General features: G+C 59.2%; 24 protein-coding genes. All 24 read left to right on the forward strand.

From position 1 onward, the window contains the following. The first annotated feature begins 1 nt into the window (after nt 1). The 24 genes from flhA (at nt 2) to A6764_RS10950 (ending at nt 23,924) form a co-directional block, all read left to right on the forward strand. Nucleotides 2–2,044 carry a flagellar biosynthesis protein FlhA gene (gene flhA / locus A6764_RS10835; protein WP_029098964.1) on the forward strand — a complete coding sequence of 681 codons (2,043 nt, stop codon included), beginning with the start codon at nt 2–4 and terminating at the stop codon, nt 2,042–2,044. Further along, nucleotides 2,041–3,357, forward strand: a complete 1,317-nt coding sequence (flhF, locus tag A6764_RS10840; RefSeq protein ID WP_264622498.1) for a flagellar biosynthesis GTPase FlhF — start codon at nt 2,041–2,043, stop codon at nt 3,355–3,357. Before flhA ends, flhF begins: the two co-directional genes overlap by 4 nt. A 5-nt stretch (nt 3,358–3,362) precedes the next feature. Next, entirely contained in the window at nt 3,363–4,229 is an 867-nt protein-coding gene (locus A6764_RS10845; protein ID WP_029098966.1) for a MinD/ParA family protein, read from the forward strand. 30 nt (nt 4,230–4,259) lie between these two features. After that, a complete protein-coding gene (locus tag A6764_RS10850; RefSeq protein WP_029098967.1) occupies nt 4,260–5,447 on the forward strand; it encodes a protein-glutamate methylesterase/protein-glutamine glutaminase in 1,188 nt (395 codons plus the stop codon). Between the two features lie 20 nt (nt 5,448–5,467). Next, nucleotides 5,468–7,522 (forward strand): chemotaxis protein CheA, encoded by a 2,055-nt coding sequence (locus A6764_RS10855; RefSeq protein ID WP_029098968.1) that lies wholly within the window; start codon nt 5,468–5,470, stop codon nt 7,520–7,522. Between the two features lie 15 nt (nt 7,523–7,537). Next, nucleotides 7,538–8,014, forward strand: coding sequence for a chemotaxis protein CheW (locus A6764_RS10860; RefSeq protein WP_029098969.1), 477 nt, complete (start codon nt 7,538–7,540; stop codon nt 8,012–8,014). A gap of 5 nt (nt 8,015–8,019) precedes the next feature. Beyond that, the gene (locus tag A6764_RS10865; RefSeq protein WP_029098970.1) at nt 8,020–8,646 is read left to right on the forward strand and encodes a chemotaxis protein CheC; all 627 of its coding nucleotides are present in this window, start codon (nt 8,020–8,022) and stop codon (nt 8,644–8,646) included. Continuing rightward, nucleotides 8,633–9,118 carry a chemotaxis protein CheD gene (locus A6764_RS10870; RefSeq protein WP_065066527.1) on the forward strand — a complete coding sequence of 162 codons (486 nt, stop codon included), beginning with the start codon at nt 8,633–8,635 and terminating at the stop codon, nt 9,116–9,118. The genes A6764_RS10865 and A6764_RS10870 overlap by 14 nt, the downstream gene beginning before the upstream one ends. Nucleotides 9,119–9,120: 2 nt before the next feature. Next, the gene (locus tag A6764_RS10875) at nt 9,121–9,486 is read left to right on the forward strand and encodes a hypothetical protein (protein ID WP_029098972.1); all 366 of its coding nucleotides are present in this window, start codon (nt 9,121–9,123) and stop codon (nt 9,484–9,486) included. Between the two features lie 17 nt (nt 9,487–9,503). Then, nucleotides 9,504–10,292, forward strand: coding sequence for a FliA/WhiG family RNA polymerase sigma factor (locus A6764_RS10880; protein ID WP_035297338.1), 789 nt, complete (start codon nt 9,504–9,506; stop codon nt 10,290–10,292). Between the two features lie 62 nt (nt 10,293–10,354). Further along, entirely contained in the window at nt 10,355–11,773 is a 1,419-nt protein-coding gene (locus A6764_RS10885) for a flagellar assembly protein A (RefSeq protein WP_035297340.1), read from the forward strand. Between the two features lie 40 nt (nt 11,774–11,813). Further along, nucleotides 11,814–12,152 (forward strand): hypothetical protein, encoded by a 339-nt coding sequence (locus A6764_RS10890; RefSeq protein ID WP_065066526.1) that lies wholly within the window; start codon nt 11,814–11,816, stop codon nt 12,150–12,152. Nucleotides 12,153–12,187: 35 nt separating this feature from the next. Then, nucleotides 12,188–12,697: a sigma-70 RNA polymerase sigma factor region 4 domain-containing protein gene (locus A6764_RS10895; RefSeq protein ID WP_065066525.1), complete on the forward strand. Its 510-nt coding sequence runs from the start codon at nt 12,188–12,190 to the stop codon at nt 12,695–12,697. Further along, complete coding sequence (locus A6764_RS10900; protein WP_264622499.1) at nt 12,684–13,307, forward strand: DNA polymerase III subunit gamma/tau; 624 nt, start codon at nt 12,684–12,686, stop codon at nt 13,305–13,307. Before A6764_RS10895 ends, A6764_RS10900 begins: the two co-directional genes overlap by 14 nt. Nucleotides 13,308–13,593: 286 nt before the next feature. Further along, nucleotides 13,594–14,304, forward strand: a complete 711-nt coding sequence (gene rpsB / locus A6764_RS10905) for a 30S ribosomal protein S2 (RefSeq protein WP_029098978.1) — start codon at nt 13,594–13,596, stop codon at nt 14,302–14,304. A 98-nt stretch (nt 14,305–14,402) separates the two neighbouring features. Then, nucleotides 14,403–15,290 (forward strand): translation elongation factor Ts, encoded by an 888-nt coding sequence (gene tsf, locus A6764_RS10910; protein WP_035297343.1) that lies wholly within the window; start codon nt 14,403–14,405, stop codon nt 15,288–15,290. 176 nt (nt 15,291–15,466) lie between these two features. After that, entirely contained in the window at nt 15,467–16,192 is a 726-nt protein-coding gene (gene pyrH / locus A6764_RS10915) for a UMP kinase (protein ID WP_029098980.1), read from the forward strand. Next, nucleotides 16,192–16,749, forward strand: coding sequence for a ribosome recycling factor (gene frr / locus A6764_RS10920; protein WP_029098981.1), 558 nt, complete (start codon nt 16,192–16,194; stop codon nt 16,747–16,749). Before pyrH ends, frr begins: the two co-directional genes overlap by 1 nt. A gap of 65 nt (nt 16,750–16,814) precedes the next feature. Next, entirely contained in the window at nt 16,815–17,585 is a 771-nt protein-coding gene (locus A6764_RS10925; protein WP_029098982.1) for an undecaprenyl pyrophosphate synthase, read from the forward strand. 18 nt (nt 17,586–17,603) lie between these two features. Next, the gene (locus A6764_RS10930; RefSeq protein WP_065066521.1) at nt 17,604–18,389 is read left to right on the forward strand and encodes a phosphatidate cytidylyltransferase; all 786 of its coding nucleotides are present in this window, start codon (nt 17,604–17,606) and stop codon (nt 18,387–18,389) included. 41 nt (nt 18,390–18,430) lie between these two features. Continuing rightward, nucleotides 18,431–19,585: a 1-deoxy-D-xylulose-5-phosphate reductoisomerase gene (locus A6764_RS10935; RefSeq protein ID WP_065066524.1), complete on the forward strand. Its 1,155-nt coding sequence runs from the start codon at nt 18,431–18,433 to the stop codon at nt 19,583–19,585. 39 nt (nt 19,586–19,624) lie between these two features. Next, complete coding sequence (gene rseP, locus A6764_RS10940; RefSeq protein WP_065066520.1) at nt 19,625–20,893, forward strand: RIP metalloprotease RseP; 1,269 nt, start codon at nt 19,625–19,627, stop codon at nt 20,891–20,893. A gap of 37 nt (nt 20,894–20,930) precedes the next feature. After that, nucleotides 20,931–22,013: a flavodoxin-dependent (E)-4-hydroxy-3-methylbut-2-enyl-diphosphate synthase gene (ispG, locus tag A6764_RS10945; protein ID WP_035297346.1), complete on the forward strand. Its 1,083-nt coding sequence runs from the start codon at nt 20,931–20,933 to the stop codon at nt 22,011–22,013. 165 nt (nt 22,014–22,178) lie between these two features. Next, on the forward strand, nt 22,179–23,924 hold the full coding sequence (locus A6764_RS10950) for a proline--tRNA ligase (protein WP_176703224.1): 1,746 nt from the start codon (nt 22,179–22,181) through the stop codon (nt 23,922–23,924). The last annotated feature ends 33 nt before the right edge of the window (nt 23,925–23,957 follow it).

Consider the following 23,957-nt stretch of genomic DNA (forward strand, 5'->3'; position numbering starts at 1 on the left):
GGTGGGATTCAAATTCAAGGAGCTGGGTACCGTTCTGTTCGTCATCAGCATTGTCGTCATGATGGTGATCCCACTGCCGTCTGAACTTTTGGACTTGCTCTTGATACTCAACATCTCCCTTGCATTGACGATTCTGCTCGTCTCGATGTACACAAAGGAAGCCCTGCAATTTTCCATCTTTCCCACGGTGCTCCTGATCACCACGCTCTTCCGCCTGGCGCTGAACGTGTCGACGACGCGGAACATTCTCTCGCACGCCGAGGGCGGCAAGGTCATCGAAGCGTTCGGCAGCTTCGTCGTCGGCGGCAACCAGGTGGTGGGCTTTGTCGTCTTCCTGATTCTCGTCGTCATCCAGTTCATCGTGATCACCAAAGGATCGGAGCGCGTGGCGGAAGTGGCCGCCCGCTTTACGCTGGACGCGATGCCGGGGAAACAGATGAGCATCGACGCCGACCTGAACGCGGGGATGATTACGGAGGCGGAAGCGCGCGCCCGCCGCAAAAAGATCGAGGACGAAGCCGACTTTTACGGCGCCATGGACGGTGCCAGCAAATTCGTCAAAGGGGACGCGATCGCCGGCATCATTATTTTCATCGTCAACATCATCGGCGGCTTCATCATCGGGATGGTGATTCACGATTTGAGCTTTACCGAATCGGCTTCCCGATTCACCACCATGTCCGTCGGCGACGCGCTGGTCAGCCAGATTCCGGCACTCTTGATTTCGACGGCGACTGGTATCATCGTCACCCGCGCCACTTCCGGCGAAGGGCTGGGCGAGGACATCAGCAACCAGTTGTTCAGCTATCCCCGCCTGCTGCTGATCGTGGCCGGCGGCATCATGCTGTTGGGCCTGCTGACGCCAATCGGCCTGCTGCCCGTCGTGCCGGTTGCGGGGCTGCTCGGGTTCGCCGGATGGAAGATGAACAAGAAGCAGAAAGTGGAGCAGGAAGAGTCGGCCCAACAGGAAGAGGAACAGCAGATCGAAGAAGTGCGCAGCCCCGAGAGTGTGGTCAACCTGCTGCAGGTGGATCCGATCGAGTTCGAGTTTGGCTACGGCCTGATCCCGCTTGCCGACGCCAAACAGGGTGGCGACCTTCTGGATCGCGTCATCATGATCCGCCGGCAGATCGCCCTGGAATTGGGGATCGTCGTGCCGGTGATCCGCATTCGCGACAATATCCAACTGCGTCCCAACGAGTACATAATCAAAATCAAAGGAAACCAGGTCGCCAAGGGAGAGATCCTCTTGGATCACTATCTGGCGATGAGTCCCGGCTTCGAAGACGATGCGGTCGTCGGCATCGAAACGGTCGAACCGGCGTTTGGACTGCCCGCATTGTGGGTAACAGAAGAGAATAAGGAGATTGCCGAACTGTCCGGCTATACGGTGGTCGATCCGCCGTCCGTTGTCGCCACCCATCTGACGGAAGTGATCAAGCGGCACGCCCACGAACTGCTCGGCCGCCAGGAGACGCGGGCCCTGATCGACAACGTGCGGGAGACGGCGCCTGTGCTGGTGGACGAACTGATTCCGGGCACGCTGTCGATCGGCGACGTTCAGAAGGTGCTGCAAAAACTGCTCCGGGAAAAGGTCTCGATCCGCAACCTGCCTGTCATTCTGGAAGCGCTGGCCGATCACGCGGTCTACACCAAGGATCCGGACGTGCTGACGGAGTACGTGCGTCAGGCGCTGTCCCGTCAAATTACGCTGCAATACACCGAACCCGGACAGCCGCTGCGGGTGATCACCGCCGGCCCCGGACTGGAAAAAGCCATCTCCGAGCGGATCGAGCAGTCTGAGCAGGGAACCTATCTGGCCATGGATCCGGAGACATCCCAGCGGATTTACCAGAGCGTGTCGGCGGAAGTGAGCAAAATGGTCAATGCCGGCCAGCAGCCGATCATTCTCGCCTCTCCGGCGATTCGCATGTACCTGCGGCAGCTTATGGAGCGGATGATGCCGGATGTTCCCGTCTTGTCGTACAGCGAGCTGGAGCCGCATGTTGAAGTGCAAAGCGTAGGGATGGTGAACCTGTCGTGAGAGTGAAACGCTATGTAGTCGATTCCATGCCGGACGCTCTGGAAAAAATCCGGATTGACCTGGGAAAGGACGCCATTATCCTCAACTCCAAGCCGATCCGAACCGGCGGACTGTTCGGATTGTTCGGGAAGCAGCGGATCGAAGTGGTGGCCGCCGTTGACGACAAGGGGGCCGAGCGGGCGCCGAGTGCCTCTCCCGCCCGTCGGCCGGACCTTCCTGCCCGGCCGCAGACAGGCAGCTACGCCGCTCAGCAGGCCTATCAAAAAGCGGCGATGGCGGCTGCTGCGCAGCCGGCCGCAGAAACAGAGCCGACCGGCACCGGTACCCGGCAGACGCCCCAAGAGACGGCCGCCGCCGCTCCCCAGGCGGATTCTCGTCCCGATCGACCGCCGGCAAAGAGAGCCCCTTCCGCGCCAGCGGCGGTCGCCGCGGCACTTGACGCTGACGGCAAGCAGTTGGCGGACGAAGTGCGGGATATGCGGCAGATCTTTGAAAAGCTGTTGATCAACGGTCTCAACAGCCAACTGCCGCCTGCCATCCAGGCGGTTCAGGCGCATCTCGCAAAGCAGGAGGTCGCGGAAGAGGTGACGGCGGACATCATCCGCAAGCTGCTCCTGCACGGCGAGCCGTCCTCCCAGTGGACGGAGGAAGAAGCGAGGCAGGCCGCCGCGCGGATCATCGCCGAACTGGTGGAAAAGGCATCGCCCATGCCGTCCCGGATCGAGCCCGGCATCAAGTACGCTTTCTTTTTTGGGCCGACCGGGGTGGGAAAAACCACCACCATTGCCAAACTGGCGGCAGACAGCATGCTGAAAGACAAGCGGCGGATCGGATTCATCACGGCGGACACGTACCGGATCGCCGCCGTCGAGCAGTTGAAGACGTACGCCAACATCTTGAACGTGCCGCTGGAAGTGATCTTTTCGCCGAAAGAGATCGTCCAGGCGATGGAGCGGTTGAGCGGATGCGACCTGATCTTTGTCGATACGGCCGGGCGCAATTTCCGCAACGACGAATACGTGCAGGGGATTCGCGACCTGCTGCGGGACGATGCGGACTGCCTCAATTTCCTGGTGCTCAGCCTGACCGCCAAGTACAGCGACATGAAGGCGATCATCCGCAACTTTGGCGATGTGCCCGTTTCCCGGGTGATCTTTACGAAGGCGGATGAGACGGAAGCGTACGGGGCGATGCTGAACGTGGCATATGAGACCGGCCTTCCCTTTTCGTACATCACCACAGGACAAAACGTGCCGGACGACATCGTGACGGCCACGCCTGCGCTGGTAGCCAACATGATCATGGGAGATTGAAGCACATGCAAGACCAAGCCGAACGACTGCGCGCACGCATGCAACAGAACAACGTCTCCCGGCAGACCCGGCTGATTACGGTCACCAGCGGCAAAGGGGGCGTCGGCAAGTCCAACTTCAGCCTCAACTTTGCCCTGGGCCTGCAGGAAAAGGGGCACAAGCCGATCCTGTTCGACCTCGACCTGGGACTGGCCAACCTGGATGTGCTGATGGGGATATCGCCCAAGCGGCATCTGCTGCATCTGTTGGAGCCGGACATGACCGTGTGGGACATCATGGAAAGGGGACCGGGCGAGCTGGAATTTATCGCCGGCGGGTCCGGCTTCACCAAGCTGCTGCAGTTGGACGACGCCAAGCTGGACCTGCTGTTTGCCCGTCTGGAGCCGCTGCAGGGCTATGCGGACACGATCATCTTTGATACCGGTGCGGGCATCTCCAACGAATCGCTGCGGTTCATGCTGTCTTCCGACGAGGTGATTCTCGTCACGACCCCGGAGCCGCCGGCGATCACCGACGCCTATGCCGTGATCAAGATGCTCCACTCCCGCAATCCCCGGACGACGATCCGGCTGGTGGTCAATCGCGTCACCTCCGCCCGTGAAGGGACGATGACCGCCGAAAAGCTGGCGATGGTGGCCAAACGGTTTCTCAACATGGACGTCCATCTGCTGGGATTTGTGCTGGACGACCCTCACGTTTCCAAAGCGGTGAAGCTGCAGCGGCCCTTTTTGCTCGCGTATCCGCAGGCGCAGGCGTCCAGAGGGATCCGGAATCTGGCGGCCGCCTACCTGGGAAACGAGGCGGGAGGAAGGCAGTCTCCACCGGCAGGGCTCGGAGGTTTTCTGGAGAAGCTGAAACGCTTCATTCGTTAGGCAACAGGAGGAAGGAAGGAGCGGCAGCGGATGAACAAGATTCGAGTTCTCGTCACCGACGACTCTGCCTTTATGCGTAAAGTCATCACAGACATCTTACATAGCGATCCTGCCATCGAAGTGGTTGACCGAGCCAAGAACGGACTCGAATGTCTTGAAAAAGTCAAGCAGCTCCATCCCGATGTCGTAACGCTCGATATTGAAATGCCGGTCATGAACGGACTGGATGCGCTGGAGCGTCTGATGACCGAGCACCCCGTTCCGGTCGTGATGCTCAGCAGCCTGACCAGGGAAGGGGCGGAAGCGACGATCCGCGCGCTGGAACTGGGCGCGGTAGACTTCGTGACCAAGCCGTCCGGTCCCATCTCGCTCGATATTCACAAAGTGGCCGAACGGCTGATCGAGCGGGTCAAAGCGGCGGCACAGGCGAGCGGCCGTCTGCGAAAACCGCCGGGCAGACCCGGCACGACGGTCGCCCGGCTTTCGGCCATGCTCAAGCGGAAGACGGTGTGGACGCAGCCGGAGCCGGCCCATCCGGGCACGGGTGCACCGGATCGTGCCGCTCCGGGCACCATCCAACCGGGGACGGCTGATTCCGGTGTTACCCCGCCGGCGGCTGCCGCCCCGCGGCGAACGGCGGCCGTCTCCAAACTGGTTGTGCTGGGGACGTCCACCGGGGGGCCGAAAGCGCTGCAAACCGTGTTGACCGCACTCCCGGCCGACTTTCCGGCGCCGATTCTCATCGTCCAGCACATGCCGGCCGGTTTTACCAAATCGCTCGCGCAGCGGCTGGATTCGCTTTGCGCCATCCGCGTGACGGAAGCGGAAGACGGCGAATGGATCCAGCCGGGGACGGCGTATATCGCGCCGGGCGGCTTCCATCTGGAAGTGGTTCAGGCAAGCGGCGGGCGGCTGGAAACACGCCTGCACCAAGAGGAACCGAGGGGCGGACACCGTCCTTCCGTCGACGTCCTGTTTGAGTCGGCAAGCCGATTGACAAATGTAGACAAATGGGCAATCATCATGACAGGCATGGGAAATGATGGGGCAAAAGGCCTGGGACGAATGAAAGAGACGGGACGCGTGACCAGCATTGTCGAGGACGAGTCGACATGTGTCGTTTTCGGAATGCCGCGGGCTGTCATTCAGGCGGGCCTTGCCGACAACGTCGTTCCTTTGGACCGGATAGCCGAAACGCTGTGTAAGCTGTTGCATTGATTATGGGAGGTGGATCACCCGTGGACATGAATCAATACCTGGACATGTTTATCGAAGAGTCAAAGGAACACCTGCAGGCGATCAACGCCAATCTGCTCCTCTTGGAGAACGATCCGGAAAACATCCAGATCGTGAACGAAATCTTCCGTTCCGCCCATACCCTGAAAGGGATGTCGGCCACCATGGGGTTTGAGGACATGGCAAGCCTCACGCACGAGACGGAAAACGTGCTGGACATGATCCGCAACCACAAGCTGACGATTACCGGCGACATCATGGACGTCATCTTTCAGAGCGTCGATTTGATCGAGGGCATGGTGATGAACATCGTGGAAGGCGGCGACGGTTCCGCCGATGTTTCCGCCCTGGTGAAAAAGCTGCGCGCCATCGTGGCGGGCGATTTTTCCGCCGTGGAGACCGCTGCGGCAGCCGAGGCAGCCGCGGAAGCACCCGCCGGGAAGGAAGCCGCCGGATCGGAGCGGCAGCACAACCTGGATGAGTTTGCCCTGACCGTTCTGAAACAGTCCAAGGAAGCGGGCCACAATCTGTTCTGGATCAAGGTGACGCTTGACGAGGGATGCGTGCTGAAGGCGGCCCGCGCCTACATGGTGTTTGATCAGCTGGAGTCGATGGGCGACGTGATCAAGTCGACACCGGCGGTGGAAGAGATCGAGAACGAACGGTTTGACCGATCGTTTGAACTGGTGTACGTCACGATGCAGCCGGCCGACAAGATCCGCCAGACCATCGCCAACATTTCGGAAATCAGGGAAGTGGAGCTGGAGCCGCTGCAGTTGAAGGAACCGGCCGCCAAGGCAGAGCAGGAAGTGAAGCAGGCGAAAGAACAGGCGGCGGCCAGCGCAGCGCCGGCAGTCGAGAAAAAGCCGGAGGCACCGGCAGGCGGATTGAAAAAGGTGTCCACCGCGGGCAAGACGATCCGCGTGGATATCGAGCGGCTGGATGTGCTGATGAACCTGTTCAGCGAACTGGTGATTGACAGGGGACGGCTGGAGCAGTTGGCGCGCGAGATCGGCAAGAGCGAGCTGCAGGAGACCGTCGAACACATGAGCCGGATCAGCGGCGACCTGCAGAACATCATTCTGACCATGCGCATGGTGCCGGTCGAGCAGGTGTTCAACCGCTTCCCGCGGATGATCCGCGATTTGGCAAAAGACTTGAACAAAAAAGTAAATTTGGAGATTTTTGGTGCCGAGACCGAACTGGACCGCACCGTTATCGACGAAATTGGAGACCCGCTGGTGCACCTCCTGCGCAACTCGCTGGACCACGGCATCGAATCTCCGGCGGAACGGAAAAAGGCGGGCAAGCCGGAAGAGGGAACCATCTTCCTTCGGGCGTACCACAGCGGCAACCACGTCTTTATTGAGGTGAAGGACGACGGGGCCGGCATCAACAAGGAGAAGGTCCTGAAAAAAGCGATCGAACGGGGAATCGTCAATCCGGCCAATGCCGACAGCATGACGGACAAGCAGATTTACGAGCTGCTGTTCGCATCCGGCCTGAGCACGGCAGAGGTCATCTCCGATATCTCCGGCCGGGGGGTCGGCCTGGATGTGGTGAAGTCCAAAATCGAGTCCCTGGGCGGCAGCGTCAGCGTCGACTCCGTCCGCGGCCAGGGTACCACGTTCCTCATCCAGCTTCCGCTCACCCTGTCCATCATCTCGGCGATGCTGGTGCAGGTGCAGAACGAGAAGTACGCCGTGCCGCTCAGCTCGATCATCGAGACAGCCGTTTTCCGCAAAGATCAGATCATGATGGCGCACCGGCAGCAGGTGATCGACTTCCGCGGCAGGGTGGTTCCCCTCGTCTCGCTGCAGGACATCTTCCAGGTGCCTGACGCCGGAGTGGGCAGTGACGACGAAGTGGCCGTCGTGATCGTCCGCAAGGGAGAGAAAATGGCCGGCCTGGTGGTCGATTCCTTCATCGGCCAGCAGGAAATCGTTCTGAAATCACTGGGCAAATACCTGGTGAACGTCTTTGCCATCTCCGGCGCGACGATTCTTGGCGACGGACAGGTCGCACTGATTATCGATTGCAACGCACTGATCAAGTAAAGGGAGGCGCAGCCCATGCTGGAGCAAAAAGAAATTACAGGCGAAGTGAAAGTCATTGTTTTTCGGTTGAAAGACGAAGAGTACGGCGTGGAAGTGAACCAGGTCAAGTCGATTGAGAAGCTGGAGCATATCACGCGCGTTCCGCGCACGCCCAAGTTTGTCAAAGGGGTCATCAACCTGCGCGGTGTGGTAACGCCGATCATTGACCTGCGAAGCCGTTTCGGCCTGGAAGAGACGGCCTACGGCGAATCGACCCGGATCATCATCGTGGGGGTCGGCGAGCTGGAAGTGGGGCTGATCGTCGACGCGGCCAACGACGTCATCGATATTCCGGTCGACGCCATCGAGCCGCCGCCGGAAGTGGTCGGCGGAGTGGAAGCGGCATACCTGCGGGGTGTGGCCAAGCTGGAGAAACGCCTCCTGATCCTGCTCAACCTCGACAAGGTGCTGAGCACCGAAGAAATCAAACAATTGGACGCGCTTGAGGGATAAGTGCGATGGAGTACTTTGCCAAGTTTGGAGACTTCCAGTTCGACGTGCTGCGCGAGGTGGGCAACATCGGCGCAGGCCATGCGGCTACGGCACTCTCCAAGCTCATTCAAAAAGAAATTGACATGAATGTGCCGAAGGTCAGCGTGATCCCGTTTGACCAGGTGGCCGATTGCGTCGGCGGTTCCGAGGCGATCGTCGTGACCGTGTTTCTTCGCGTGGAAGGCGATTGCCCCGGCAACATGTTCTTCATCCTGGACATGGAGTCCGCCCGCAGCCTGCTGCGGCAGATGACGGGGGCGGACAAAGACGTGCACGAATGGACCGATTTCGAGTATTCCGCCCTGCACGAAATCGGCAACATCTTGACCGGGTCTTACCTGTCGTCGCTGGCGGATTTCACCAATCTGAACATGCAGCCTTCCGTGCCGGCGCTGGCCATCGACATGGCCGGAGCGATCCTCAGCCACGGGCTGATCGAACTCGGGCATTCGGGAGACGTCGCCCTGACGATTGACACCGCCTTCTTTGAAGGAAACGATCAGGTGCAAGGCCACTTTTTCCTGATCCCGGACCCGGATTCGTTGAAAACACTATTTGGTTCATTAGGAGTTCCGTTCGATGGAGATCATTAAAATCGGCATGGCAGACCTGGGCGTGGCAAAACCTCCGGACCGGCTGCGCACGACCGGATTGGGGTCGTGCGTCGGAGTCGTCTTGTATGACGTCGTGCACAAGGTGGGCGGGATGGCCCATGTGATGCTGCCCGAATCGTCCCTGGGAAAAGGCGGGCCGCTCACGGTGGGGAAATACGCGGACACCGCGATTCCCCAATTGATTCAGGAGATGGAACGGGCAGGCGCGTCGATCCGCCACATGGTGGCCAAGCTGGCGGGCGGCGCGCAGATGTTCGCGTCTTTGGGCAACAGCGATACGATGCGGATTGGCCCGCGCAACGTGGAGGCCTGCAAGCAGGCGCTCCAATCCGCGCAGATCAGGATTGTGGCTGAGGATACCGGCGGCAATTGCGGAAGGACGATCGAATTCGACACGTCTACGGGCATTCTCCAGATCCGGACCGTAAATCATGGTGTGAAGGAAGTATAGGTATGTGGGGAACCATTTGGCTGAACACAGGGATCGGCTTTCTCGGCTTCGTCATGACGCTGGCCACGGCCTTGGCAGGAAACATCTGGCTTGTCTCTCTGGAGCGGGCCTTCACGGCTTTCATTCTCTTTTTTCTCGCGGCGTTTCCCCTGCGCTGGCTGCTGGCAAGGGTCATGGATACATCGGAGGCCGCCGCAGGCAAGGCAGCAGCGGACGGAACGGATGCCTCCCCGGAGAGCGGGGAGCAGCAGACCGCTCCGGACGATGAACCGTTTATGCCGCTGAACACAAACCAAATCGACCGAATTGCTCCGGTTCAAGATCCCTCTGTCGTTGCGGATGTTGTCAGGCGGTTAACTGATGAGTAAAGGTTGGTGACTGATTCGTGGCACGGCTTACCAATCAGGAGAAGGCAAGACAGTTCGATAAATGGGTGATGTGGAAGCAGGAAGGCAGTCGCGAGGCGGAGGAGGACCTGGTGACCCAGTACCTCCCCCTCGTCGACAAGGTTGCCAGCCGCTTGGCTGGCAGCCTGCCGGCCAACGTGGACAAGGACGATCTGATCAGTTACGGCCGCTTTGGCCTGCTGGATGCGCTGGCCAAGTTTGACCACACCCGCGGGCTGCAGTTCGAGACCTACGCGATGTGGCGCATTCGCGGCGCGATGATTGACGGACTGCGGGAGAACGACTGGATCCCGCGGACGATTCGCGACAAGGCCAAGAAGATCGAAGAGGCCTACTCCTACCTGGAACAAGAGAAGCTCCGCACGCCCACCGAAGGGGAAGTGTCCCAGTATCTGGGCATCTCCGAGAAGGAACTGCGGCAGGTTCACTACGAGACCTCCCTGGCATCGATGATCTCCATTGATGAAGCGGTCGGCGAAGAAGACGAACAAAAGACCGCGCGCCATTCCTACATCGTCGATGACGTGACGCCCAGTCCGGAATACGTGGCGGAAACGGCCGGCTTGAAGGAAGTGCTGGTCAGCGTCATCGACAAGCTGCCGGAAAAAGAACGGCTGGTCGTCTCGCTGTTCTACTTCGAAGAACTGTCCTTGTCGGAAATTGCCGAGGTGATGAATCTCTCTCCGTCCCGCATCTCGCAGCTTCATTCCAAAGCGATTTTCCGCATGCGCTCCGCTCTGTCGCGCTGGAAATCGCAGTTGATGTAGGAGCGGACGGGAGCGGTGATTGCAGAACGAGAGCAATCCATGGTTTTGAGGGGGGCAGAAAGATGGAAGAGACAGGGAACATCAGGCTGGAAGTGAACATCTCTCCGGACAAGCTGGAAGCGAGGGTCACGCTGATCGTCCCCGACGAGGGGCGGGGTGGCCCTATCCTCATTACGGAACAAGACGTGCGTGATGCCCTGCGCGCGAAAAACGTGACGCACGGCATTTTGGACAGCGTCATCAGCGAACTGGTCGGCAACCCGGCCAAATTCGCCAACGTTCCGGTCACCGTCGCCTGCGGCACACCCCCGGTTCCCGGGATCGACGGAAAAATCGAGTATCCGTTTCTGACGCTCCTGCATGACGACAAACGTCCCAAAGAGCTGGATGACGGGCGGGTGGATTATTACAGCATCACCAATATTCCCAACGTGGCCAAAGGGCAGCTTCTGGCCGCCAAGACGCCGCCAACACCGGGGACGCCGGGAACGGCCGTGACGGGCGAGCCCATCGCTCCGAAGGCTGGCAGGGAAGTCATGATCAAGCCGGGAAAAAACGTCGTGATGAATCAGGAACGCACGCTGCTTTACGCCGCCATCGACGGCCAGGTGTCGTTTACGGAAAACGACAAGGTGAACGTCTTCCCCGTGTTTGAAGTGAACGGAGACGTGGATTTTCGCGTCGGCAACATCGACTTTGTGGGAACGGTGGTCATTCGCGGGAACGTCCCGACCGGGTTCAGGATCAAGGCGTCCGGCGACATCCGCGTGCTCGGCAGCGTGGAGGGAGCCGAACTGGAGGCAGGGGGCTCGATCGAAATCCGAAGCGGCATCGTCGCCCAGGACAAGGGACATGTGGTGGCCGGCTGCAATGTAAAGACATCCTATATCCAGAACGCCAACGTCACCGCCGGCAATCAGGTGCTGGTGTCGCAGAGCATCATGTTTTCCCAGGTCCGGGCCGGGAAGCAGATCATCTGCAACGGCGCCAAGGGGTTCATCATCGGCGGCGTGCTGCAGGCCGGGGAAAAGATCGCGGCCCGCGTCATCGGCAATGCGAGCGCGACCCCGACCGTGCTGGAAGTGGGCGTCAAGCCGGAACTCAGGCAGGAATTGTCGACAATCACCAAAGAACTGCAAAACGTGTACGAAAATTTACGCAAAACGGATCAGGGGCTGGGCGTGCTCAGCCAACTGCTGCAGGTCGCCGGCGAACTGCCTCCGGAGAAACGAACGATGCAGATCAAGCTGACCAATACGCGTCTCGTGCTGGAGAAAGAGGTAAAGAAACTGGAGGCGCGAAAAAAAGAGATCGAACAGGAATTGGAAGGGGATGTGCCGGCTGCCGTGGAAGTGTACAACCTGATGTACCCCGGCATCAAGCTGGTGTTTGGCAAGCTGGTGCGCTTCATCAAACAGGAGTTCTCCCGCACCCGGTTTATCGTGCTGGAGGGGGAAATCACCACCTCCACCCTCATCTGACGCGGCCTGGTGGGAAACGGGATGAAGGAGTTGAGGCCGGATGAGTTTGAAAGCGGTTGAATGGCAGGTGTCCCTGCCGCGGAGCCCGGAGATCGGCCGCATCCAGGAACATGATCAGCAGCGGGCCGTGCACGAGCAGCAGTTGCAGACGGACGACCGCAAACTGGCGGATCTGCAGATGCGCCAGCGCCCCACAAACGTCAACGAGACGGCGAAAAACATGATTCGGGAACGGGAACATCCGCAAAAGCGAAAAAAACAAACCGCTTCCGGCGCGGAACAGGACGAAGCGAAGGACGGGTCGGCTGAAGGCAGGACGTCCGCCGGCGTGTCCATGCGCGATCCGCTGCGCGGGCGGTTTATCGACATCTCTTTGTAAACATCCGAGACAAGATGGGAGCATAGGTGACTTCAATGGATCTTCCTTATTATATTCTGATCGGAGCGGGAGCGCTGATCATGACGGCGGCGCTTCTGTTCAAACGGGAACGGACGGCCGGTTCGGATGAAACCACGCCGCAAGGGCCATGGGACAAGGCGGACATGGAAAAAAGCCTGCAGCGGTTCCTCAACCAGATCAAACACGAACAGAAGGCGGCGGAAGTCAGATGGACGCAAGCCAATGCGGCGCTTGCGGAAGAGGTGGCGGAACTGAAGCAGCGCATGGCCCGTGTGGAAAGCGAATGGGCCGCATGGCGAGCCGCAGGACAAGCGGCGGTTTCAGGGGCTCCGCGCGCGAGCGAAGAGGAATTGGCCGACGCGTTCGCCCTCCGGGAGCGCTATCGGCGCGTCTTTGAACTGCGGCAGGAGGGATTGTCCCCCGATGAAATCGCCAAGAGGCTGGGAGCCGGGCAGGGCGAGATCGAATTGATCCTCTCGCTGGCCGGTTCCGGAGAGAGAGGGAAGGCTGATGGGCAAGCGTGAATTGTTGGTTGGATTCGGCGCCGGCCTGATGGTGGCGGCGGCCGTTCTGGGCGCGGTGCATCAAGCCGCTCCGGCCTCTTCCGCCTCGCTGACCAAGGAACAGGTGAAACAGGCGGCCGAGGCTATGCAGATGGTGCTCCTGTCCAAAGCCGAGTACGACCGCCTGCGCCAGGAGCAGAACGTCTCGCTTCCGCCTGCTCCGACTCCGCCAAAGCAGCCGCAGGCACCCGCTGTCACGGCGCCGACGCAGCCCCAAACGCAGACGCCCCGACCGCCCGAGGGCAACCGCGCGCCGCAGCCTCCGTCCGCAGCCGTCCCTGCCGCTGCCGGCGAGCCGTCCAAACCGGACGGGAACACCCGCATTTCCGCCCCAACGGCACCGAAACCGCCGGCAGCGACCGTCACGGTTCAGGTTCCGTACAAGGCGACCGCCGAAGGTGTCGCCCGCAAGATGGTGGAAGCAGGGGTTCTCGACGCCGACAACACACTGGTGGAAACGCTGCGCGCGCAGAATAAACTGAACCGGATCCGGGTCGGGACCTATCAGATCCCGGCAGGAGCGAGCGAAGCGGAGATCGTCCGGATCATCACCACACCGCCTGCGAAGTAAGGCGGTGTTTTTTTGGGCAGGCCGCTGTCCGCCATCCCGTTCGCGCACGGTCCGGGCCGGCATCCGGCGGGCGGATGACGCCTCGGACAGGGGAGGAACGATTTTGCAAAAAACAATGGAATCGTTTGTTGCATTTGAATGTGCCATGTGATATATTCATTAACGGTGTTGAATTCGCACGTCCACCAATTCCGACAACGGTGCTGCCCGTCGGCAGTCTTGTCCGGAAGATGCGGTGAGGCGGAGGTAGGCATCACTAAAAACCAATCTGAAGGAGGTGTGAAATATGGCAGTTATTTCGATGAAACAGCTCCTCGAGGCTGGTGTTCACTTCGGTCACCAAACTCGTCGCTGGAACCCGAAAATGGCTCGCTATATCTTCACCGAACGCAATGGTATCTACATTATCGACCTGCAAAAAACCGTAAAAAAAGTAGAGGAAGCGTACAACTTCGTGCGTGAACTCGCTGCAAACGGCGGTAAAATGCTCTTCGTGGGCACGAAGAAGCAAGCGCAGGAATCCGTGAAAGAAGAAGCGGAACGCACCGGTCACTACTACATCAACCAACGTTGGCTGGGCGGCACGCTGACCAACTTCGCAACCATCAAAAAGCGTACGGCTCGCCTGGCTGAGCTGAACCGCATGGAAGAAGACGGCACCTTCGACGTTCTGCCGAAGAAAGAAGTAATCGTGCTGCGCAAGGAAAAAGAGCGCCTGGAGAAATTCCTCGGCGGTATCGCGAACATGGAAGAACTGCCGGACGCCCTGTTCGTCATCGACCCGCGCAAAGAGCGCATCGCTGTAGCGGAAGCCCGCAAGCTGGGCATCCCGATCGTGGCGATTGTCGATACCAACTGCGATCCGGACGAGATCGACTACGTAATCCCGGGCAACGACGACGCGATCCGCGCCGTGAAACTGCTCACCTCCAAAATGGCTGACGCCCTGCTGGAAGGCAGCCAAGGCGGAGAACAACAAACCACAACAACTGCGTAAGCAAGTGTTAAGAGGGTGGACTGAGGGTTTCAGAACCCCGTCCACCCTTTATTCACCACTATATACCCAGCTCGTCATTTTTCAAGGAGGTTCAACTCATGGCAATCAGTGCACAAGCGGTGAAAGAACTGCGCGAACGCACCGGCGCAGGCATGATGGACTGCAAACGCGCCCTGGAAGAAACCAACGGCGACATGGAAAAGGCGATTGACCTGCTGCGTGAGCGCGGCATCGCCAAAGCGGCGAAAAAAGCGGGCCGCATCGCTGCGGAAGGGCTCACCTCCTACGCGATCGAGGGCAACGTGGCAGCCATCGTGGAAGTGAACTGCGAGACCGACTTCGTGGCGAAAAACCCCGAGTTCCAAACGCTGGTGAAAGACATTGCCGAGCACGTGGTAAAACAACGTCCGGCTACCCTGGAAGCTGCTCTGGAACAGCCGTTCAAAGGCGAAGGCGCTCCTCTCTCCCAAGTGATCAGCGAGAAAATCGCCACCATCGGAGAAAACATCTCCTTCCGCCGCTTCTCCGTTCTGGAGAAATCCGACAACGGCGTGTTCGGCGCTTACCTGCACATGGGCGGTAAAATCGGTGTTCTGGTAGCGCTGGAAGGCACCAAGGACGAAGTGCTGGCAAAAGATCTGGGCATGCACGCGGCTGCGTCCAACCCGCGTTATGCCAACCGTGAAGAAGTATCCCAGGAAGAGATCGAACGCGAGCGCGAGGTACTCAAGAACCAGGCGCTGGCTGAAGGCAAACCGGCCAACATTGTGGAGAAAATGGTGGAAGGCCGCCTCTCCAAGTTCTTCGAAGAGTTCGTCATGGTCGAACAACCATTCGTGAAAGATCCGGACAAGAAAGTGTCCGCTCTCTTGAAAGAGGCAGGCGCTACGCTGAAGGCATTTGTCCGCTTCCAAGTTGGCGAAGGCATCGAGAAAAAACAGGAAGACTTCGCTGCGGAAGTAATGGCGCAAGTGAATAAACAATAAAAACCGAAATGGGGAACACCTGTGTGTTCCCTATTTTGTAAGAGGCTTGTCGAAAGAGAGTTTCACACGATCCCTGTGTGAAACTCTCATCCGCGTAAAAAGAACAAGCCGCCGGCGGGTGCCGGAAGGATTCCGGTTCCGGACAGAGAATGATTCATGAATGGAGGCCGTTTCACATGCCACTTCCTGCCTATAAACGGGTTGTGTTAAAGTTGAGTGGGGAAGCTCTGGCGGGGGAATTAGGGTACGGAATCGACCCGAAAGTGATTTTCTCCATCGCTACTCAGATCAAGGAAATTGTAGAATTGGGCGTACAAGTCGCAGTCGTTGTCGGTGGAGGCAATATCTGGCGCGGACTTTCCGGCAGCTCCAAAGGCATGGATCGGGCCACTGCCGATTACATGGGCATGCTGGCGACGGTCATGAACTCGCTCGCCCTGCAGGATGGATTGGAAAAAGTGAACGTCCCGACTCGTGTACAAACGTCGATCGAAATGAGACAGGTGGCGGAACCGTACATACGCCGCCGGGCGATCCGCCATCTGGAGAAAAACCGGGTCGTGATTTTCGCGGCAGGCACGGGCAATCCGTATTTCTCCACGGATACAACGGCAGCCCTGCGTGCGGCGGAAATCGAGGCCGAAGTGATCCTGATGGCGAAAAACAAGGTGGACGGCGTCTACTCCGCCGACCCCAGCGTCGATCCTGCTGCGGTCAAGTATGACAAGCTGACATTCCTCGACGTGCTGAACAAGGGATTGGGCGTCATGGATTCGACGGCGTCCAGCCTGTGCATGGACAACAACATTCCGTTGATTGTCTTCAACATTTCCGAAGAAGGCAACATTCGCCGTGCCGTAATGGGCGAAAAGATCGGTACACTGGTTAAGGGGGAATCATAATGCCGCAAACCGTGCTGAAGGACATGGAAGAACGCATGAACAAAGCGATTGCCACACTGAAAAAAGACCTTGCCAGCCTGCGTGCCGGCCGTGCCAATCCGGCGATGCTGGACAAAATCACCGTGGATTACTACGGCACGCCGACGCCGATCAGCCAACTGGCCAACATCAGCGTACCGGAGCCGCGCATGCTGACGATCCAGCCGTGGGACAAATCGGCCCTGAAAGAGATCGATCGCGCGATTCAGCAGTCTGATCTGGGGCTGACGCCTTCCAACGACGGCAGCATCATCCGGATCGTCATCCCGCCGCTGACGGAAGAGCGCCGCAAAGAGCTGGTGAAAGTGGCAAACAAGAGCGGTGAGGAAGCGAAAGTAGCCATCCGCAATATCCGCCGCGATGCCAACGAAGAAATCAAGAAGCTGGAGAAGAGCGGCACCATTTCCGAAGACGAGTCCCGCCGCCATCAGGAAACCGTGCAAAAAACCACGGACAAGTTTATCGCGGAAGTGGACAAGATCATCAAGGAAAAAGAGAAGGACATTCTCGAAGTGTAAGCCAGGAAATCCCCCTCTGATGAGGGGGATGTATGTCTATATCTCTCATTGCGGGGGAACACTTTATGTTAGAACATCTGGCGCGCAAATGGTCGCGCAAGGAACAACAGGCAACGACTGCTGAACTGGACCCGTCCGGCCAGATTCCGCATCACGTGGCGGTGATCATGGACGGCAACGGCCGGTGGGCCAAGAAGCGCAATCTGCCCCGGATGGCCGGCCATCGGGCAGGGATGAAAACGGTAAAGGAAGTCGTCAAGGCAGCCGACGAGATCGGCGTGCAGTATTTGACGATGTACGCGTTCTCCACCGAGAACTGGAAACGGCCGCGGGACGAAGTGGATTTTCTCATGAAACTTCCCCAGGAGTTTTTGTCGACTGAATTGGAAGAATTGGTCGAACGGAACGTGCGGGTCCGGATGGTCGGCAGCCGGGAGCAGCTGCCGTCCTATACGATTCAGGCGCTGGAAACGGCGGAGCAGAGGACGCGCAACAACACCGGTCTCCAGTTGAACTTCGCGCTCAACTACGGAGCGCGCAAGGAAATCGTCGAAGCGGTAAAGGACATTGCGGCCCGTCTGCAGGCGGGTGAAATCGACCTGGAGCAATTGAATGAAGATGTCATTTCCCGGCATCTCTACACGAGCGGAATCCCGGACCCGGATCTGTTGATACGCACCAGCGGAGAAATTCGCTTGAGCAACTTCATGCTGTGGCAGTTGGCCTACACGGAATTGTGGTTTACCGATGTGCTGTGGCCTGATTTTACCCGGGAACATTTTTATCAGGCGATTGTGGAATACCAGGGCCGAGCTCGACGCTACGGGGCGGTTTAAGCCGAGAGGTGGAATCAGTTGAAGCAGCGGATAATCACGGGCCTCATTGGTGGGGCAACCTTCCTGTTCCTCGTCTATCTGGGGAACGTGTGGTATTCATTACTGGTGTTGTTTTTGGCCGTCATGGGCCTTTTTGAATTTTTGCGGATGGCGGGACTGCGGCCGTTCAGCGCGGCGGGTGTGCTCGCTTACGCGTTGATGGTCAGCATCGTCTGGCCGGCTCTCTCCTTTTCGGCCGGGACCGGCGTTGTAATGCCGGATTTGGTGCTGCCTGTCACGCTGCTGCTGCTGGTTTATTCCGTACTGCGGAAAAATCAGTTTCACATTGAACACGCCGCCCTTACGCTGATAGGGGCGTTATACATAGGCTACGGTTTTACATACATGGCGGCCGTGCGCAACCTCCCGGACGGCTTGATGCTGACGGTGCTGGTCATCCTGGGCATCTGGGCGTCTGATTCCGGTGCCTATTTCATCGGCAAGGCCGTGGGCAGGCGAAAGCTCTGGCCGGCCATCAGTCCAAATAAAACCGTAGAGGGATCGTTTGGCGGACTGCTCGCTGCGGTGGCGGTCGTGCTGGGCGTCAACGCCGCTTTTGGGCATCTCCCCCTCGGACAGGCTGTGGCGATTGCCTTGGTGGCGGCAGTGGCCGGACAGTTGGGCGATCTGGTGGAATCGGCGATCAAACGCCACTTTGGCGTCAAGGACTCCGGCCGCATCCTGCCCGGCCACGGCGGAGTCCTCGACCGCTGCGACAGTTGGATCATGGTCTTTCCCGTCTTGTATCTGCTGGGTATCGTCTAAATGCGAACGCCATATAGAAAGAGATATAGAGGGTGAAACGATTGAAACGCATATCGCTCTTGGGCTCTACCGGGTCGATCGGCATGAGTACGTTGGACGTGGTGGCCCAGCATCCGGAGGAGTTTTCGATAGTGGCCCTGGCGGCAGGGAACAATATGGAACGGCTTGCGGAGCAGGTGAAGCAATTCCGGCCCGAGCTGGTATCCGTCGGCAGTGAAAAAGCGGCGGGCGAACTGCGGGAGCGCCTCGGCAGCGCCCATCGTCCGGAGATCGTCTGCGGAACGGCCGGATTGGAGCTGGCCGCCCGCCATCCGAACGCCGATTTCGTCGTGACGGCGGTGGTCGGGAGTGTGGGAGTCGCGCCTACGCTGGCCGCCATCGAGGCGGGGAAAGCGATCGCACTGGCCAACAAGGAGACGCTCGTAAGCGCCGGTCACCTCGTCATGAAAGCCGCGCGCGAACGGGGAGTGCCGATCATCCCGGTGGACAGCGAGCACTCCGCCGTGTTTCAATCGCTCCAAGGGGAGCGCCGGGAGGACGTGGCCCGGATTATCCTGACGGCTTCCGGCGGCTCGTTCCGCCACTTGAGCCGGGAGGAACTGGCTCACGTGACCGTCGCCGAAGCACTGAACCACCCCAACTGGAGCATGGGCGCCAAGATCACCATTGATTCCGCCAGCATGATGAACAAAGGATTCGAAGTGATCGAAGCCCATTGGCTGTTCGACATGCCGTACGAACAGATCGACTGCATCCTGCACTATGAAAGCATCATTCACTCTATGGTAGAATATAAGGACCGGGCTGTCATGGCTCAACTGGGCACCCCGGACATGCGTGTTCCGATTCAGTACGCGCTCAGCTACCCGAAGCGCATGCCGCTGATGACGGAGCCGCTTGATCTGGTGAAGTGCGGAACCCTGCATTTTGCGCCGATGGATTTTGACCGTTATCCTCTGTTACAATTGGCATATGAATGCGGAAAACAAGGCGGTACCCATCCCGCCGTCCTGAACGCGGCCAACGAGGTAGCCGTTGCGCGCTTCCTCCAGGGCGAGATCGGCTTCCTGGACATTGAACGCATCGTGCGGGAAACCTGCGAAATCCACCAAGGAATCAGCCAGCCGTCCCTGGAGGAGATCATGGCTGCCGACGAGTGGGCACGCAATCAGGCGCTAGCCCTGTCTGCGCGATAATGGAGCTTGACGATAACGCAATGAAAGGTGGCTTCTCCCTTGCCTTTTCCCAACCTGGATTCAGTCGAATCGATTCTCGCGATCATCATCGTGTTTGGCGTACTCGTGTTTGTGCATGAATTGGGCCATTTCCTGCTGGCCAAGCGGGCCGGCATCCTCTGCCGGGAGTTTGCGTTGGGCATGGGGCCGAAAATCTTCAGCATAAAACGGGGAGAAACGGAATACACACTGCGCTTGCTGCCGATCGGGGGATTGGTGCGCATGGCCGGTGAAGATCCGGAGCTGGATATCCTCAAGCCGCACATGGAAGTGAGCGTGGAACGCGATGCAGTGGGAAAAGTGACGCGCATTCTGCTGGACAGAACGGACAGCGGTGGCAGAGGAAGCGTGACCGGAACGATCGTCCGCTTTGATCTGGAACACCAACTGACGCTCACCCTGGACGTGGACGGGGAGGAGCGGACGTTCTCCGTACACCCGCAGGCCCACCTGGTCAAGGACGGCCAGGAGGTGCAGATTGCGCCCTACAACCGGCAGTTCAAGGGAAAGACGGTCATGCAGCGCTTCTGGGCCATCTTTGCCGGTCCGGCGGCCAACTTTTTGCTCGCCTTCGTCCTGTTTGTCGTGATCGGACTGTCCTACGGGGTCCCCAGCAATGTGCCGTACCTCGGCGAAGTGAGGCCCGGCGGCCCCGCCGCCCAGGCCGGCCTGATGGAAGGGGACAGGGTGATCGCCATTCAGGGGCAGCCGGTCTCTTCGTGGAAGGAGATCGTGCAGATCGTCAGCCAGTCTCCCGGCAAGGAACTGGTCTTTGAAATCGAGCGGAACGGACAGCGCAAAAGCGCGAAAGTCCGGATTTTCAACGACAACAATGTCGGCAAGATCATGGTTACGCAGACGCTGACGTACGCGCCTGGCGAGGTGCTGAAGTACGGAGCCCTCTCCACGTACGAGTTTACCGCGATGATCCTGAAAAGCCTGGGCATGCTGTTTACCGGCGCCGTCGGGTTGAACGATCTGAGCGGACCGGTGGGGATCTTCAAGATGACGGGCGAATTCGCCCAGCAGGGATTGGCGGTCCTGTTGAAGTGGGCGGCGGTGCTCTCCATCAACCTGGGCTTGTTTAACCTGCTGCCGCTGCCGGCTCTGGACGGAGGACGGCTGGCGTTTTTGCTGGTGGAAGCACTGCGCGGCCGGCCGGTCGACCCGCACAAGGAAGGCATGGTGCATTTCCTCGGCTTCGCCTTCCTGATGCTGTTGATCCTGGTCGTGACCTGGAACGATTTGCAACGCTTTTTTTTGCAGTGACGCGTAATCACCGACACAAACAAAAGGATGGTGCTCTATGTACAAGCGCGAGGAGACGAAACCGGTTTTTGTGGGAGGCGTACAGATCGGCGGACAAAAAAGCGTCGTAATCCAGTCGATGACGACGGCGGACACCCGCGACGTGGAAGCCACGCTGGCACAGATCCAGCGGCTGTATGAAGCCGGCTGCCAAATCGTCCGCCTGGCGGTGATCAACGAAGACGCGGCGCGCGCCATCAAGGCGATCAAGGAACGCTCCCCGCTTCCGCTCGTCGCCGACATCCATTTTGACTACCGCCTGGCGCTGATCGCATTGGAAAGCGGCATCGACAAGATCCGCATCAACCCCGGCAACATCGGCTCCAAGGAAAAAACGAAAGCGGTCGTCGAGGCGTGCCGGGAGCGCAACGTTCCGATTCGCATCGGCGTCAACTCCGGTTCCGTGGAAAAACGGCTGTTGGAGAAGTACGGGTATCCGTCGCCGGAAGCGATCGTGGAGAGCGCCATGGACCACGTCCACATTCTGGAAGACCTGAACTACGACAACATCGTCATCTCCCTGAAGTCGTCCGACGTGCCGACGATGATCCAGACCTATTCGCTGATGGCCGAGAAGCGCAACTACCCGCTTCACGTCGGCGTGACGGAAGCGGGGACCCAGTTCTCCGGCAGCATCAAGTCGGCGGTCGGCATCGGCACCGTGCTGGCGATGGGCATCGGAGATACGATTCGCGTCTCGCTGACGGCTGACCCGGTCGAGGAGATCAAGGTGGCGAAGCAGATTCTCCGCAGCCTGGACATTGTCAACAACGACCCGGTGGTCATTGCCTGCCCGTCGTGTGGACGCTGCGCGATTGACCTGATCGGGCTGGCCACGAAGGTGGAGAATGCCGTCTCCACGCTGAAGGTTCCGCTCAAAATCGCCGTTATGGGATGCGCCGTCAACGGTCCCGGCGAGGCGCGCGAAGCGGATGTGGGCGTCGCCGGCGGTAACGGCGAGGGGCTCATTTTCCGCAATGGGGAGATTGTGCGGAAAGTGAAGGAAACGGAACTGTTCGAAGAGCTGATGAAAGAGATTCACGAATTGGTGGAAGAGCGGAAATCTACCACGGTTGGATAAGAGCAAGCCGCAACCGGTGACAAACCCACGTGCATGGCGGCGGCTCCTCGCGAAGAGGGAGGAGGAAGCACCCCCGCTGCGAGGTTCCCCAGGCACGTGGGTTTGGTTTGCCGAAAAAAGATTGTCGACGTAGTCGTGCCATGCAAGAAGGAGGACAAGCGTGTGTTGAAGCAAAGTCAGATGTTGATTCCCACCCTGCGGGAAGTGCCTGCGGATGCGGAGATTGCCAGCCACAAACTGCTGCTTCGGGCCGGTATGGCCCGGCAGTTGGCGTCCGGGATTTACACCTACCTGCCGCTGGCGCTCCGCAGCCTGCAGAAAATCCAGGCCATCGTGCGCGAAGAGATGAACCGCGCCGGGGCCCAGGAACTGCTGATGCCGGCGATGCAGCCGGCGGAGTTGTGGCATCAGACGGGCCGCTGGGACGTGTACGGCCCAGAGCTGGTGCGCCTGCAGGACCGCCACGAACGTTCGTTTGCGCTTGGTCCGACGCATGAAGAAGTGATTACCAGTCTGGTGCGGGACGAAATCAACTCCTACAAGAAACTGCCGATCAACCTGTACCAGATTCAGACGAAGTTCCGCGACGAGGTCAGACCGCGCTTCGGTCTGATCCGCTGCCGTGAGTTCATCATGAAGGACGCCTACTCGTTTGACACCACGCCGGAAGGTCTGGACAAAAACTTCCAGGCGATGTTTGACGCCTACACCCGCATTTTCACCCGCGTCGGTCTGAACTTCCGCGCCGTGGAAGCGGACGCGGGGGCGATTGGCGGAAAAGGCACCTACGAATTCATGGCGCTGTGCGACATCGGCGAAGACACGATCGCCTATTCGGAAGAGGGCGATTACGCCGCCAATTTGGAAAAGGCGGAAGTGGTGTACAAGCCGGCCCCCAAACCGACCGGCGAAACACCCGCGATGGAGAAAATCCACACGCCCGGCGTAAAAACCATTGACCAACTGACCGAAACGCTCGGCGTGGACGCGAGCCGGATCATCAAGAGCCTGATCTACCGGATCGACGACAAGCTGGTGATGGTGCTCGTTCGCGGCGACCACGAGCTGAACGAGGTCAAGCTGAAAAACCTGTTCGACGCGACGCAGGTCCGCCTTGCATCCGCAGAAGAGGTGCTGGCCGTCAGCGGCGCGCCGGCAGGCTTTGTCGGGCCGGTCGGCCTCGATGCCGAAAAAACGGAAATCGTCGCCGACAACTTCGTGCAGGATGTCTACGACGGAATCGTGGGCGCCAACGAAGCCGACTACCATCTCATCCATGTGCAGCCGGGCCGGGACTTTACCGTCTCCTGTTACGCCGACCTGCGCAACATCATGGAGGGAGACGAGTGCCCGCGCGGCGGCGGAGTCATCAAGTTTGCCCGTGGCGTGGAAGTGGGCCACGTGTTCAAACTGGGCACCAAGTATTCGCAGGCGATGGGCGCCACCTTCCTCGATGAGAACGGGCGCAGCCAGCCGATGATCATGGGCTGCTACGGCATCGGCATCTCCCGTACCCTGGCCGCCGTAATTGAGCAAAACAACGACGAAAACGGCATCATCTGGCCTGTGTCGGTGGCACCGTTCCACGTCCACGTCATTCCGGTCAACACCAAAGTGGACGAGCAGCGTCAAGCGAGTGAACAGATCACGGAAGCGCTGATGGCAGCCGGCATCGAAGTGCTGTACGACGATCGGCCGGAGCGCGCCGGCGTGAAGTTCAAGGACGCCGACCTGATCGGCCTGCCGCTGCGCATCACCGTTTCCGACCGGGCCGCGCAGGAGGGCGTCGTCGAAGTGCGCGTCCGCCGTACCGGAGAAACGCACGAGGTCAAACGCGACGAACTGGTCGCCTTCGTGAAAGATCTGCTGACCCGCGTCGACCGGACGGGTGCGGAGCTGTTCCAAACGTAAATAGAAAGCAGGGATTCGGCTGATTTTGTCGAA

It is taken from the genome of Brevibacillus sp. WF146, assembly GCF_001673705.2.
GTDB lineage: Bacteria > Bacillota > Bacilli > Brevibacillales > Brevibacillaceae > Brevibacillus > Brevibacillus thermoruber.